Source organism: Acidisarcina sp. (assembly GCA_035539175.1).
Lineage (GTDB): Bacteria > Acidobacteriota > Terriglobia > Terriglobales > Acidobacteriaceae > JANXZS01.
Genome location: DATLIY010000008.1, coordinates 266,943 through 280,320, shown reverse-complemented (window position 1 = coordinate 280,320; position 13,378 = coordinate 266,943). Strand labels below are relative to the sequence as shown.

The 13,378-nt window shown below is 58.8% G+C and carries 12 protein-coding genes; 4 read left to right on the top strand and 8 right to left on the bottom strand.

Annotated features, from left to right (window positions below; translation table 11 throughout):
• Positions 1 to 41: 41 nt before the first annotated feature.
• From VM554_09275 to VM554_09260, 4 genes are all read right to left on the bottom strand, one after another.
• Positions 42 to 527 (bottom strand): hypothetical protein, encoded by a 486-nt coding sequence (locus VM554_09275; GenBank protein HVJ08564.1) that lies wholly within the window; start codon positions 525 to 527, stop codon positions 42 to 44.
• A gap of 176 nt (positions 528 to 703) precedes the next feature.
• Positions 704 to 1,489 carry a fumarylacetoacetate hydrolase family protein gene (locus VM554_09270; protein HVJ08563.1) on the bottom strand — a complete coding sequence of 262 codons (786 nt, stop codon included), beginning with the start codon at positions 1,487 to 1,489 and terminating at the stop codon, positions 704 to 706.
• A 25-nt stretch (positions 1,490 to 1,514) separates the two neighbouring features.
• Entirely contained in the window at positions 1,515 to 2,654 is a 1,140-nt protein-coding gene (locus VM554_09265; protein ID HVJ08562.1) for a fibronectin type III domain-containing protein, read from the bottom strand.
• Positions 2,655 to 2,683: 29 nt separating this feature from the next.
• Complete coding sequence (locus VM554_09260; protein HVJ08561.1) at positions 2,684 to 3,595, bottom strand: TIGR01777 family oxidoreductase; 912 nt, start codon at positions 3,593 to 3,595, stop codon at positions 2,684 to 2,686.
• Between the two features lie 138 nt (positions 3,596 to 3,733).
• On the opposite strand from VM554_09260, the gene VM554_09255 reads away from it, so the two are divergent.
• On the top strand, positions 3,734 to 4,528 hold the full coding sequence (locus VM554_09255; protein ID HVJ08560.1) for an XRE family transcriptional regulator: 795 nt from the start codon (positions 3,734 to 3,736) through the stop codon (positions 4,526 to 4,528).
• A 23-nt stretch (positions 4,529 to 4,551) separates the two neighbouring features.
• Here VM554_09255 and VM554_09250 read toward each other — a convergent pair whose 3' ends face one another.
• Both VM554_09250 and VM554_09245 read right to left on the bottom strand, forming a co-directional pair.
• Positions 4,552 to 5,124 (bottom strand): hypothetical protein, encoded by a 573-nt coding sequence (locus VM554_09250; protein ID HVJ08559.1) that lies wholly within the window; start codon positions 5,122 to 5,124, stop codon positions 4,552 to 4,554.
• 95 nt (positions 5,125 to 5,219) lie between these two features.
• Positions 5,220 to 6,029: a C4-type zinc ribbon domain-containing protein gene (locus VM554_09245; protein ID HVJ08558.1), complete on the bottom strand. Its 810-nt coding sequence runs from the start codon at positions 6,027 to 6,029 to the stop codon at positions 5,220 to 5,222.
• Positions 6,030 to 6,250: 221 nt separating this feature from the next.
• Between VM554_09245 and VM554_09240 the strand changes: the two genes are divergently transcribed.
• Both VM554_09240 and VM554_09235 read left to right on the top strand, forming a co-directional pair.
• The gene (locus tag VM554_09240) at positions 6,251 to 8,512 is read left to right on the top strand and encodes an alpha/beta fold hydrolase (GenBank protein HVJ08557.1); all 2,262 of its coding nucleotides are present in this window, start codon (positions 6,251 to 6,253) and stop codon (positions 8,510 to 8,512) included.
• Positions 8,509 to 9,390 carry an MBL fold metallo-hydrolase gene (locus VM554_09235; protein HVJ08556.1) on the top strand — a complete coding sequence of 294 codons (882 nt, stop codon included), beginning with the start codon at positions 8,509 to 8,511 and terminating at the stop codon, positions 9,388 to 9,390. The genes VM554_09240 and VM554_09235 overlap by 4 nt, the downstream gene beginning before the upstream one ends.
• A gap of 10 nt (positions 9,391 to 9,400) precedes the next feature.
• Here VM554_09235 and VM554_09230 read toward each other — a convergent pair whose 3' ends face one another.
• Positions 9,401 to 11,014, bottom strand: coding sequence for an acyl-CoA carboxylase subunit beta (locus VM554_09230; GenBank protein HVJ08555.1), 1,614 nt, complete (start codon positions 11,012 to 11,014; stop codon positions 9,401 to 9,403).
• A gap of 428 nt (positions 11,015 to 11,442) precedes the next feature.
• Here VM554_09230 and VM554_09225 point away from each other — a divergent pair, with 428 nt between their 5' ends.
• Positions 11,443 to 12,759, top strand: a complete 1,317-nt coding sequence (locus VM554_09225; protein HVJ08554.1) for a hypothetical protein — start codon at positions 11,443 to 11,445, stop codon at positions 12,757 to 12,759.
• Between the two features lie 6 nt (positions 12,760 to 12,765).
• Here VM554_09225 and VM554_09220 read toward each other — a convergent pair whose 3' ends face one another.
• Positions 12,766 to 13,269 (bottom strand): hypothetical protein, encoded by a 504-nt coding sequence (locus tag VM554_09220; protein ID HVJ08553.1) that lies wholly within the window; start codon positions 13,267 to 13,269, stop codon positions 12,766 to 12,768.
• Positions 13,270 to 13,378: the final 109 nt, after the last annotated feature.

Below are 13,378 nucleotides of genomic sequence, written 5' to 3'. Positions count from 1 at the left end.
ATCTATGGCAGACGTAATTTATCTGCCGCGATGTATCGCAGCTAGTTCTTTACTGTCATCGTGTCGGAGTTGACGGACTTTTTCCCAGTTATGCCTTCGAGTCCCGCAAGGATACCGCGATACTCGTTCTTGTCACACTGCATCGCCAAGCCGCCCTTTTTGTCAGTACTGGCCCACGTCAAACCAACGAAATGCTTCTTGGATTTACTCAGAGCCATCAAGGCTCCAGCGCCCAGGGTGAAAACGCCAATTGCAATAGCGGATCCCACGCGCCGGTGGACATCTTGTCCGTAGCTGATCTCCGTCACGGACGAAGCAGGTACGAGCATTACATCTTTTCCATCTCGTACAAATCGTATGGTGTCCGCCTCAATGTACATCTTGAGAGCAGAGCCGGATTTCACACCTGTGAATGAGCCTCCATCGTAAGTCACCTTATAACTGTTGTCAGCGGCGAAGGCTACGATGGGGATGGTAAGGCAGAGGATCAGAGCGAGCACGCACTTCATCAGACCTGTTTCTTTCATGGTCTCCTCAGTTCAGATAGAAAGCTGTTTGGATTGCGACTGGGAGGCTAGCAGGTTTGAAACACGCAGAGGAAGTGGCTAAGCAGTTGTTAACGCAGGCATTAACCACTCCTTGTCGGGTGTTGCAACCTAATCGATTGGCGACCTTGCTGACAAGGTAGAGGTTCTGGAACCTCTTACGCCACCATATTTGTCAGTGTGCCGAGCCCTTCGATCGTTACCGAGACCTGATTCCCGGGACGCATCGGCCCTACACCTGACGGGGTTCCGGTAGGAATCAAGTCTCCCGGCTCCAGCGTGATGGCAGCAGTGATGTAGCGCAGCAGCGTGGATACCGGAAAGATCAAGTCCAGTGTTGTGCCATGCTGGCGGAGTTCGCCGTTGAGCCGCGTCTCTACCGTGACGCCCTTCACCGGGTCGATCTCGTCCGATACCAGCGGCCCCACCGGGCAGAAGGTATCGAAGCCCTTTGCCCGGGACCATTGGCCATCTTTCTTCTGCAGGTCGCGCGCGGTCACGTCATTCACGATGGTGTAGCCGCGGATGTATGGTTTCACGTCCTCTTCAGGGCCGATGCGGCTGGCACGGCGGCCGATCACGACGGCCAGTTCTCCTTCAAAGTCCACCCGTTCGGAAACAGCGGGAATCCGAATCGTGCCGCCGGGCGCGAGCAGGGAAGAAGGGGCCTTGAGAAAGAGCAGCGGCTCGGCGGTGAAGTCGTTGCCCAGTTCCTTGACGTGGTCACTGTAATTCCTTCCGATACACACGATCTTCGAAGGCATGACCGGAGCGAGCAAGGTTGCCGTCGCGAAGAGGATCGGCTCAAACTTCGCCTGGGATAGGCGGGTGACGTGGTCCTCCTGTGGCGGAGGAAGCCGCCGCTCAATCCATAGCTCGCCATTGCGGTCGACAACCTCGCCGTACTGTGGTCCCTCTTGCGTCTGGAAGCGGCAATACTTCATGGATTCCTCTCTCCTTATTGCAGGTTTATTGCGGCAGGGATTCTTCTGCCTCGGCGGAGCGTGCACTCTCATTTCCACTGGTGTCCAATGCGCTGACGGAATAGCGATAGCGATGTCCGGGAAGCGCGGAGGTGTCACGGAAGGAGGGAGCTACCAGCAGGATGCCGGCTGGCGACACGCGCTCTGGCTGACTACCATCTTCCCTGCGATAGACCACATATCCGGCCAGATCCGTTTCGGTATTCGGTGACCAGGATAGATCGATTCCATGCTGGCCCTCCGCTGCGATAGCTGCCAGTTGCTGCGGCGGGTTTGGAGGAAAGACGTCCTTGGTTTCTATCTGGACGGTGTTGCTGGGGCCGCTCAGAACCTCGATGGAATGACCGTTGAGGCTGACCGGGGCCACTCGCTCCACCCAATACTCATAGTGGCGGCCAAACAGGGCGCTTCGGTCCAGCGCTTCGTCGCGGTCTTCGCCGGATGCGGGTTTCACCAGCAAGCTGAGCGTGACGGGTTCAGGAGCGCTGCCTTCGGAAGACTTCTTCTCCGGTGCAGAATCCAGCAGCTTCCTGTGGATGCGAAACACATTGGGCCCGCGAAACACGTTGGACCCTGCGTCCTCTGCTGAGGTCACGTCCTGCTTCCAGCGCAGGTGAACTCCGTCCTTTGTCATCTCCCCGGAGAGTTCCCGCACGGACGAGGGAGATGCGCCAGCAGCCGAGTATGCCTGATTCGATCGGCCAGCGGAGTGCCCCAGGTGGTTTTGCAACTCCACGGTATACGTGAGGATCGCCGGAGGCCCGGTTTGTAACTGTGGCGGTAGCTTGTCCGCAAATGTACCGGAGGCGCCAGGGAGCAGGGCCAGATCTCCGACAAGGTCGCCTCTTCCGCTGCCGTTCGTTCGCCACACATACACGCTCGTCTTGCCCTGGAGCGGAATGTTGTCGGTGGATCGGCGAGGCATGGTCCACTTCAGTTGGACGGTATCTTCGCTGCGGGTTGCGCTTAGATCTTTCGGCGGCTCCGGCAGCTTCAGCGTGGGTGCCTGCGGTGCTGCGGGCATTCCACAACCCGCGAACACTCCGGCTGCCAGAAAAACCAGCAATGCCGTGGCGCGACAGATGCGAAACGCTTTCTCGTTGTCTCTTCCTGGCTTGCGAATCATCTCCTCTTCAGCCTAGCAGAGGAATTCTGTTACTTCCGTAGCAGAGAGCGCAATGCGGGCTCGAGCTCCTCGTGCTCCAGGCGGAATCCCGCTTCCAGGATGCGCCGCGGAAGCACGCGCGTGCTGGCCAGCATGGTGCTGTTGGCCATCTCGCCAAAGATCAGCCGCAACGCCGCTGCCGGAACGGCGAAGAACGCGGGCCGATGCAACACTCGACCCATGGCACGGGTGAACTCCAGATTGGTAACCGGGTGCGGCGTGACCACGTTGATAGCGCCCCGCAGATCTTCTCTTTCCAGGGCGAAGCGAATGATGCGCACTACATCGGGCAAAGCCACCCAACTCATCCACTGCTGGCCGCTGCCGAGCTTGCCACCCGCGCCCAGCCGGAAGACCGGCAGCAGCTTCGCCAGCATGCCGCCCTCGGCTGCCAGCACTACGCCAAAGCGCAGGTGGAGCACGCGAATGCCGAAGCTCTCGGCGGGTTGCGCCGCGGCCTCCCACTCCCGGCAGAGATCGGCGAGGAATCCGGTGCCGGGGGGCGAGGTTTCGTCCAGGATGTCGCTGCCCCGGTCGCCATAGATTCCTATGGCAGATGCGCATACCAGCACGCGAGGAGGACGCGGCAGACGAATCAGCAGTTCGCAGAGCGCCTGCGTAGAGGCGACGCGGCTCTGCCGGAGCTGCTCCCGATAGGCCGGAGTCCAGAGGTGCCCCGCAATGTTTGCTCCTGATAGGTGAATCGCCGCGTCTAAGGGAACGGAAGCCGGAATTTCAGGGAATCGTTCCTCCGGAGAGGATGCTTCAGGATTCCAGTGGATCTCTCCCGCCTGGGTCGCGGCTGACCGGACCAGGCGAAACGTCGGAATCGATTCCCGTGCAAAGGAAGCCCGGAGGGCGTTTCCGATCATGCCCGAGGCGCCACTCAGAAGTACCGGCATCTTGATGCTCCTTTCCTCGCGGTCTGGTTCCGATGCGATTGCCGCGGGAGCTGGTTTCACCATAATGGAAGGTATTGCAGTACTGGTAACATTTTGCTCCGCTGACGCATCTATTAAGTGTGGTCAAAAGGATCTGCTATGAACACCAAGCCCGAGATGAAAGACGAAGGGACCACTCCTGCGGCGATCGATCCTAGCAGCGCCGAGAATTTTATCGCGGAAAAACATATCGGGGAGCGAATTAAGCGTCTTCGATTGAAGAAATCCATGGGGCTTGTGGAGTTGGGGAAGCACACCGGCCTTTCGGCCAGTTTCCTGTCGCAGCTTGAGACCGGCCGTGTGGTCCCTACCCTCAGGAACCTGGCGCGCATCGCCATGGTCTTCAGCAAGGATCTTTCCTACTTTTTCGAGACGGAGCCGCATACCCTTTTTCGGGTCCATAAGAAGAAGGAGCGTGTTCGCCTGCCACAGACCGGGGTGGACGACCCCACCTACTACTTTGAGAGCCTCGGCTACATGGTTCCCGACCGCCAGCTCGATCCCTACTATGCGGAGTTCATTCCGCTGAAGAAGATGGCGGAAGTGCGCCCGCACGTGCATCCGGGCTACGAGTTCCTGTACTTGCTCGAAGGCGAACTTGAGATCCGCCACTCCGACAAGGTTCATGTTCTCGAACCAGGAGATGGGGTCTATTTTGATGCCAGCACGCCGCATGCGTACCGCTGCCTTGGCAAAACTCCGGCTACTGCGATTATTGTGACCATGCACCAGCAGGCCACTACGCAGCCGGCGATGAATCTGCGACCCATGGGAACAGCGCTGGGCGCCAAACCATTGGCTGCTGTGCTGTCTTCGAAATCGCCAGCCATGATGCGCGGCTCGATGCCGCCCGTCCGGCCGGTTGGATTGGAACAGGACAACGGCAAGCCCTAGAAAATTGGCTGTCGATGGTGGTGCTAGAGCTCTTCGGACGGGTTATTTTCGGTCAAATTGCGGAAAAATTCGGCGATCTGACGCCAGTTATCCACGCGATGGTAGCCGGAGACGCCGAGATTGTGCGGAGCGGAATACAGGATTCCCTGGCCGACAAATCGCCGGAAGTTTCGCGGTAGATCGTCAATCAGGTAGTGGGCGCGCAAGATGCCTTTGTCACCGCAGAAGACGTAGTTTACCGGGGAGATGAAAGGGAAGTGCCGCTGCAGCCACCGGTATTTGGGACCGAAGGAGTTGGGGAACTCCATGGCTGCCGTGGCGATATAGACGTCGTATGTCTCACATAGATCAGCCAATACCTTCTGGCTGTCCGGCACGACCGGCAGATCCTCAAAGAAATCTTCTGCCTGCAGGTACGCATTCAGCCTCTCGTGCCGGTCGGTGGAGACGATGTCCCACATCCACTTGCCGGCCAGATCCGCCTTGGTGACCGACTCCCCATGCTCCTGGTTATAGCGCGCGATGTGTTCGCTGAGCGTATCGGCAAGGACTTCGTCCATGTCGACGGCAATGCGCTTCTTCCCCCTCTGGGCCACTTCGTGGAGCTCTCCTCTAGGAATAGTATGCGGTCGGCTGCTCCTCAACTGGAGAGGAACAGCTGTAAATCGAGCAGGTTAGGACCGGATGCGCTTCAGGCTTCTGCTTTTTCCGTGGCTTGTGCCGCGCCTTCTGCTGGAGCTTTCTTGGTGCGCTTTCTGGTCTTGGATGCCGCTGGCTGGGGCTCACGTACCGGCTCTTTCGAGGCGTCGTAGTACATCAGCCGTCCACAGCTCTCACATGTCAGCAGTGCACCTGCCTCGCGAACCATGTTCCATAACTGGGGGCGCAAAAACATCTGGCATCCGGTACATTGCTGCCCTTGTGCGAGGGCCAGGGCCTTCTTTTTGCCGGAGGAGATGCGATCGTAATTTGCCAGTACCGTGGACTCGACACCGGCGCGGCAGGAGTCCCGCTTCGCCTTCAGATCTGCCAGTTCGGCTTCCTGCGCGGCAGCAGAAGAGCGTGCCAGCTCCTTCTCCGCTTCTACATGGGCCGTCTGGGCAGCCAGCTCCGTCTGTGCTGCGGCGCGCTCGGCCACCAGCTTTTCGGTGCGATCCATGCATTGCAGTTCCTGCTCTTCCAGCTTGCGAATTTCGCCCTCAGCAAAGGTGATTTCGTGCTGCAGCGCTGCGTATTGGTCGTTGTTCTTGACCCCGGTCAGCTGATCCTTATACTTCGCGATCTTCTGCTGCTGATCCTTGATATCGCTCTCCAAAGCGCGTTTTTTCGCCTCTTCGGCCTTGACGGCCTTTTCATGTCCGGCGACGGAGAGTTTCTGGCTTGCAAGTTTCTGTTCGAGGGCGGCAAGGTGCCCGGGCAGCGCAGCTATGGCTTCCTGAAGATGAGCGATTTGCTCGTCGGCTGCCTGAAGGAGGATAAGACGTTCGGCTAATGGATTCATGCGATACTTAATAGTTTAACACCCGCCGTTTTTACCGACCCAATCTCTCTATCTCCCGCTCCGCATAAGATGACCTCTCCTTCCTGCCGCAGAGGCGGAAACGCATGCAAATATTGAGGCCAAAATGTTGATGGGGCAGGCTCCCACAAGGAAGATTCTGCGGCTGTATGGCGGCGTGTAATACACTGCATCCTTAATAAAGCTTCGTAGGGGTCTTTCCTTTGAATAGGTTCCTGTCATTTTTCTTCCTTTCCGTCCCGGTTCTTTTCCTTGGCTTCCTCGCCCTTGACTCCTTTGCGCAGACCGCGCCTCCCGCCCGGCCCTTCACCGTTGCCGAAATCTATAGCGAAAGCGGCTTGACGGGGAAGGCTCCGGAAGGCCAACTGTGGTCGCCGGATGGCGCTCGGCTTACCTATGTCTCGGAAGAGGGCGATTTAATGCAGGTGGAGGCGGCAACGGGCAGGGTTTCCGTGCTGGTGGGACGCAACAAGCTGGCGAGCCTCATCAGCGCCAATGCTCCGGAGAAGGACAAGGATCATCGCTCGCGCTACAACATGCCTGGGTACATATGGGCCCCGGATTCGCGCCATTTACTGTTTGACTCCAACGGCCAGCTCTGGCTCTACGATTTGCACATCGGCACGGGCGTTCAAGTGGCATTTTCCGGCATCGCCAGCGGCGACGATCCCAAGTTTTCGCCTGACGGCTCGATGCTCAGCTTCGTTCGCGATCACAATCTGTACATCTGTCAGTTGCGCAAGGCCGGGACACCCACCGCGTCGGTGAGCAATAACCGGGATCCTAACGTGTTCAACGGCCAGGTGGATTGGCTGTACCTGGAAGAACTGGGCGTACGGAGCAACTACTTCTGGTCTCCGGATTCGCGCCAGGTGGCTTATTTGGAGATGAATGAAGGAGCCGTGCCGGAGTATCCGTTGGTGGACTGGATTCCCACCCATGCCCAGGTCGATCTGCAACGATATCCGCAACCGGGGGATAACAATCCTGCGGTTCGCGTGGGAGTGGTGGGCGGCGGTGGCGGCAAGACGGTCTGGATGAAGCTGCCGTTCCACGAGGGTCAGGACTACATACCCCGCTTCGGGTGGGCCACCCGCAAAACGCTATGGATTGAAACCATCAGCCGCGATCATACGCACCGCAACCTCTACTTTGCCGACGCTGCCACCGGAAATACCACTCTCGCGCTGGCGCTGAAGGACGACAAGTATTTTGACGAGTCCTATGACATCACCTTCAGCGGAATCCACATTGCCTTGACCAGTTGGCAGGATGGTCACTCGCATATTTATCTCTACTCCTTCGACGCGGCGAACCCCACCACAGCGAAACTCGAGGCTCAACTGACCAAGGGAGATTTCGAGGTCAGCTCGATTGCTGGGCTGGACGAGAGTCATCACACGGTCTACTTTGCCTCCAATGAAGGCGATGCGCGCCAACAGCAGGTGTGGGCAGTGCAGATGGATGGCAGCGATAAGCGAAAGGTTTCGCAGACCGCAGGCTTTCACGATCCGGAACTGGCTCCCGAGGCGGCTTTCTATGCCGATACCTACTCCAGCCAGATGACGCCGACGACCGTGAGCCTGTGCACCAGTAAGGGCGCGTGCAAGCCCTTCTGGCAATCCAAATCGCTCTCCGGATATTCGCTTACTGCGCCGGAAAATCTGGAGACGAAGGCCTCGGATGGGACGACGCTTTACGGATCACTACTGCTGCCACCCGGCAGGACAGCGACAGCGAGTGTGCCTCTGATTATCAATCCATACGGGGGGCCGCACGCGCAGACGGTGCGCGACGCGTGGTCCAAGGGATTTCTTTTCGATCAGCTACTGGTGCAGCACGGATACGCAGTTCTCCACGTGGACAACCGCGGAATGGGAAGCCGAGGACGCAGCTTCGAGCAGGCTGCCTATCACAACTTCGGGCCGGTGCAGCTTGAGGATCAGTTCCGTGCGCTGGACGATGCTCTGGCGCGTTATCCCCAGCTCGACCGGAATCGCGTTGGATGGTGGGGATGGAGCTGGGGCGGCACGTTTACGCTCTACGCCATGACGCATTCGTCAAGAGTTGTGGCAGGGGTTGCGGTTGCTCCGGTGACCGACTGGCACAACTACGACTCCACCTATACCGAGCGCTACCTGGGAACGCCGGCGAGCAACCCCGATAGCTACCATGATTTCTCCGTGGTCAACGAAGCGCAGAATCTTAAGGGACGGCTGCTCCTGGTGCATGGCACGGGCGACGACAATGTGCACGTGGGGAACTCCATCCAGTTCCTTCAGCACTTGATCGATGCTGATATCCCTTACGATTTGCAGTTGTATCCCCGCAAGACGCACTCCATTGCGGGCGAAGAATCGCGCACCCATCTCTTTGAGCGAATCCTTGCCCACTTCGACCGGTATTTGATGAATGCGCACCAAAATGCAACCACGGCAGGTACAAATTCAGGAGAGGCCGAATGACGCACCCCGCGGAGCAGCCGGATTCGCACAACCTGATACGCGCCCGCTCGCGGGTGGGCGACTTCGATCTGACGGTATTGACCGATGGCTTCTTCTTCCTCGACGGCGGCGCAATGTTTGGCGTTGTGCCCAAGCCGATGTGGGAGAAGCGCGCACCGGCGGATGAAGAGAATCGAATCCTGCTTGGGACCAATACTGTTGTGGTCCGCACGGGCAAGCATACGGTGGCGATTGAAACCGGACTTGGCAATAAGCTGTCGAGCCGCATGCGGGAGATCTTCGGCGCGAAACAACTGCTGCCGGAGTCCTTTCGTGCCGCGGGAATCCGGCCCGAGGAGGTGGATATCGTCATCAATTCACACCTTCATTTCGACCACTCGGGATGGAATACGACGAAGACCGCGGACGGCCGCATCGTGCCGACCTTCCCTAACGCCCGCTACTTTGCGCATCGCGGCGAGGTGGAGCATGGGCATCTTCAATTGGAGCGGGATGGGGTCAGCTATATTTCGGAGAATTACGATCCTCTGATTGCAAGCGGCCAGATGACGCTGCTGGATGGTCCCTGCGAGATCGTGCCCGGCATCTCGGTCGATATGTATCCCGGACACACTGCGCAGCTGATGGGCATCTCTATCGACTCCGCGGGAGAGCGGGCCTGCTACATCTCCGACCTTATCCCCACCAGCGCACACCTGGATATCACCTGGGTGATGGGCTACGATCTGGACCCGGTCACATGCATTGCGCAGCGAAAGCGCTTTTACTCCCGTGCGATTCCAGAGAAGTGGCTCGTGCTGTTCACCCATGACCACCACAGGCCAATGGGCTACGTCGAGTTGAATGAGAGGGGCAAGCCGCAGTTGCGCACGCCTTGATGTTGGCGGCCTACAGCGGGATGTTGCCGTGCTTCTTCGGCGGATTCTTGTCGCGTTTGCTATCCAGCATCTCTAATGCGGAGATGAGCCTTCGCCGCGTGTCCCGCGGAGCGATCACGGCATCGACAAATCCGTGCTCGGCGGCGATGTAGGGATTCGCGAATTGCTCGCGGAACTCTTCGACCTTTTGTGAGCGTGCCCCCGCCAGCACCTGTGCTCGTTCGTCCTCGCTCAATGGTCCTTCGCGATCCTCGGCCTCCTTGACGACTCCCGCCAGCTCGCGCCCATAGACGATATTCACCGCGCCCTCCGGACCCATGACTGCGATCTCCGCCGTCGGCCACGCAAAGTTGAAGTCGGTGCGAATATGTTTGGAGCTCATCACGCAGTAGGCTCCTCCATAGGCTTTGCGCGTGATTACGGTGAGCTTGGGCACGGTCGCCTCCGCATACGCGTAGAGCAGCTTGGCTCCCTGCCGGATAATGCCTCCGTACTCCTGCTCGGTTCCTGGCAGGAATCCGGGCACATCTTCCAGGGTGATCAGGGGAATATTGAAGGCGTCACAGAAGCGGACGAATCGCGCGGCTTTCACGCTGGCATCGATATCCAACACTCCGGCGAGGAAGGCGGGCTGATTTGCCACAAGCCCGACGGGCCGCCCGTTCATGCGGGCGAAGCCAACGACGATGTTTCGCGCGAAGTGCTCGTGGACCTCAAAGAAATAACCCTCATCGACAATTCGCGTGATCACATCCTTGATGTCGTAGGGCTGGTTGGATTCTGAAGGGATCAGGGTATCGAGGCTTGCGTCGGCGCGATCGGCTGGGTCACTCGACGCCTTGCGCGGTGGATCTTCCAGATTGTTCGCCGGCAGAAAACTGAGCAGTTCGCGAACCATCGCCAGGCACTCGGCGTCGTCCTGCGCTATGAAGTGTGCAACGCCGGAGACCTCGCTGTGTGTGGTTGCGCCGCCCAGTTCTTCCTTTGAGACGATCTCATGGGTCACGGTGCGGATGACATCCGGTCCAGTCACAAACATGTAGCTTGTCTTATCGACCATCAGGGTGAAATCGGTAATGGCCGGGGAATACACGGCTCCCCCGGCGCATGGCCCAAGGATGGCCGAGATTTGCGGAATCACGCCGCTGGCCAGCGTGTTCCGCAGGAAGATGTCCGCGTATCCGGCAAGCGATACGACGCCTTCCTGGATGCGTGCTCCGCCGGAGTCGTTCAGGCCGACCACCGGCGCGCCCACGCGCATGGCCATATCCATCAGCTTTACAATCTTGGCCGCGTTTGTTTCGGAGAGGGAGCCTCCAAAGACGGTAAAATCCTGCGCGAATACGAATACCGTGCGCCCATCGATGCGACCAATCCCGGTCACGAATCCATCGCCGGGAATGCGTTTCTCCTGCATGCCGAAGTCGGTGGAGCGATGCACCACCAGCTTATCCAGCTCCTCAAAGGTTCCTTCGTCCAGCAGCAGAGCGATCCGCTCTCGCGCCAGGAGCTTCCCTTCGGCGTGCTGGCGCACACGCCGCTCGGCACCGCCGCCTTCTTCAGCAAGGCGGTCTCTGCGCTCCAGTTCTTTCAGGTGGTCTGTCCGAAGGATCTCGTCGCTCATGCCTGCGGATTATAGATGGGGAAGAAGAGAAACGAGGAATTCACTGCAGGAGTCATTCGATTCCGGGTTTACAGGATCGAATGTGCGAACGGCCTGCTCTGCGGCGGGTTAGAACGTCTCGCGGTGGAACAGCTTATCTTTCTCTTTGCATGGCGAGCAGACAGCGCTCAGAGCGCAGCCTAGCAACAGCGCTGCACTCGCTGTCACCAAAACCGCAAGGGTCAAGGCCGCGTGCTGAAAAAACCACTCCGATATACCGTCAAGATTTGGATACCACATACTCAACCCCATTCAGCTTAGAAGGATTCAAGTGGCGTTTGGGTTACCATTGTGCAAAAAAAAGAATCTTTGTGCAATGAAAAGTTATCGCGTGTGGTCCCACGAATATTTTGGGTTGAATAAGCGCGAACAAAAGGCGAATATAAGGCGTGGCGGCCTTTCCTAATCCCGCAGGCCAGAATCAGCCGCTGGGTCAGCCCCAGCTCAACTGGCTCTTCCTCGATCTGAATTCCTACTTTGCTTCCGTAGAGCAGGAGCTGCGCCCCGAATTGCGCGGAAAGCCGGTGGCCGTCGTTCCCCTGATGGCCGACACAACTTGTTGTATCGCCGCAAGTTATGAGGCAAAGGCCTTTGGCGTTCGGACGGGGACGCAGGTGGGCGAGGCGAAGCGGATGTGTCCCGGCCTGCGGCTGGTGGAGGCGCGGCACGAGGAGTATGTGCAGTACCACCACCGCATCATAGAGGCGGTCGAACGCTGCATCCCGGTATCCGCTGTCATGTCCATTGATGAGATGGCATGCCGCCTGATTGGCCGGGAGCGGCCACTGCTGGCGGCGCTGGAACTGGCGCGCCAGGTCAAGGCCAGCATCCGGGAGCACGCCGGAGCGACTCTCCGCTGCTCGGTGGGCCTCGCGACCAACCGGTATCTCGCCAAGGTTGCCTCGGACATGGAGAAGCCCGATGGCCTGGTCGCTCTGACATCCGACATTCAGGAAGCTGCCCTCCTGCAGCTCACGCCGCGCGATCTTCCCAGCATAGGAGCGCGCATGGAGAAGCGCCTGCAGAAGGCAGGGATTCACACGATGAAGCAGCTTTTGTCCCTCGACCGGGAGCAGATGCACGCTGCCTGGGGCGGTGCTCCGGGGGAGAAGCTGTGGTATTGGCTGCGCGGGGAGGACTTCAACGATGCCGAGTTGGAGCATCAGAAATCCGTCGGCCACTCCCATGTGCTGCCGCCGGAGCTGCGCACGCCGGAGGGCTGCTACGCGGTGGCGCATAAGCTTCTTCATAAGGCGGCGATGCGGCTGCGCACGGCACGGCTCTGGACGACGCATGTGTCGCTCGCCATCCGCTATGCCGTGCCCAGGGCCACTGCCGCATCGCAGCACAACTCCGGAATTCCGCAGTCGGCCTGGTCGCAGGGACTGGCGGTGATCGAGTGCCAGGATAATCAGACGCTGGTAGAGGCTCTCAAGAAGCTCTGGGCAGCCAGGCCCACTGGCGCAAACTTCGAAAAGCCGTTTTATGTTGGCGTCGGGCTGGGCGGTCTGGTGCCGGACCATCTGCATACCTTGAGTCTGTTTGCGTCTCTTGACGCGGAGTCACGCCGCACGCGGCTCTCGGGCGTTATGGATTCGGTGAATCGCAAATATGGCACCGATACGCTGTGCGCCGCGAGCATGCTGCTGGCGAAAGCGGCGGCACCAACCCGCATCGCCTTCACCAGCATTCCCGATCTCTTCTAGAGCTCTTCAGGGCAGCCGAAGGACAACTCCCGTGCTGACCGTCTTGGGGTGGAAGGTATTGTCGAAGGCGGAGAGTCCACCGTAGCTGAACTCCACCACGCGCCAATCCAGCCGCGGGAAAAATGTGTAATCCACTCCCGCAAGGAAGTTGTAGGCGAAATTGGTCGATGAAGACTGGTTGAACTTGGCGTAGCCGACACCGATCGCTGCCTCGACATAGGGCTTGACTGGCAGAACATGGGGCGTAACGGCAACCCTTAATCCACCCAGCCCGTTATTGTATTGGGTGGACCCTCCTCCGCCGAGAAACTGGCCGCGGAAATCAACCCCGGCGCTCGCGACGCCAAAGTGCCATCTATCAAAGTAGACGCCAACGGTTGGACCGTAGATCCAGTCGGTGCTGGAGTTGATCTTGGCGCCGGTAAACGCCGCGTAAATACCTGTCTGAGCACTGGCCGCAAGCGAGCAGAAACATACCATCAGGAGCAGAAGAAGACGAGTGGATTTCATTGGGGGAGATACCTCATTTCTAAGAGCTTATCTGCGTTTGCCGCTCAACGTTAGATAGGAAGTAGAGACGTGGCATCCTGGATGCCTCTGCCCGTTTGCGCCATTCCGC

Excerpts from the sequence above, each read along its gene's own strand:
- VM554_09230 (HVJ08555.1), bottom strand. The coding sequence starts at position 11,014 with ATGAGCGACGAGATCCTTCGGACAGACCACCTGAAAGAACTGGAGCGC.
- VM554_09255 (HVJ08560.1), top strand. The coding sequence starts at position 3,734 with ATGAACACCAAGCCCGAGATGAAAGACGAAGGGACCACTCCTGCGGCG.
- VM554_09275 (HVJ08564.1), bottom strand. The coding sequence starts at position 527 with ATGAAAGAAACAGGTCTGATGAAGTGCGTGCTCGCTCTGATCCTCTGC.
- VM554_09245 (HVJ08558.1), bottom strand. The coding sequence starts at position 6,029 with ATGAATCCATTAGCCGAACGTCTTATCCTCCTTCAGGCAGCCGACGAG.
- VM554_09265 (HVJ08562.1), bottom strand. The coding sequence starts at position 2,654 with ATGATTCGCAAGCCAGGAAGAGACAACGAGAAAGCGTTTCGCATCTGT.
- VM554_09260 (HVJ08561.1), bottom strand. The coding sequence starts at position 3,595 with ATGCCGGTACTTCTGAGTGGCGCCTCGGGCATGATCGGAAACGCCCTC.
- VM554_09270 (HVJ08563.1), bottom strand. The coding sequence starts at position 1,489 with ATGAAGTATTGCCGCTTCCAGACGCAAGAGGGACCACAGTACGGCGAG.
- VM554_09220 (HVJ08553.1), bottom strand. The coding sequence starts at position 13,269 with ATGAAATCCACTCGTCTTCTTCTGCTCCTGATGGTATGTTTCTGCTCG.
- VM554_09235 (HVJ08556.1), top strand. The coding sequence starts at position 8,509 with ATGACGCACCCCGCGGAGCAGCCGGATTCGCACAACCTGATACGCGCC.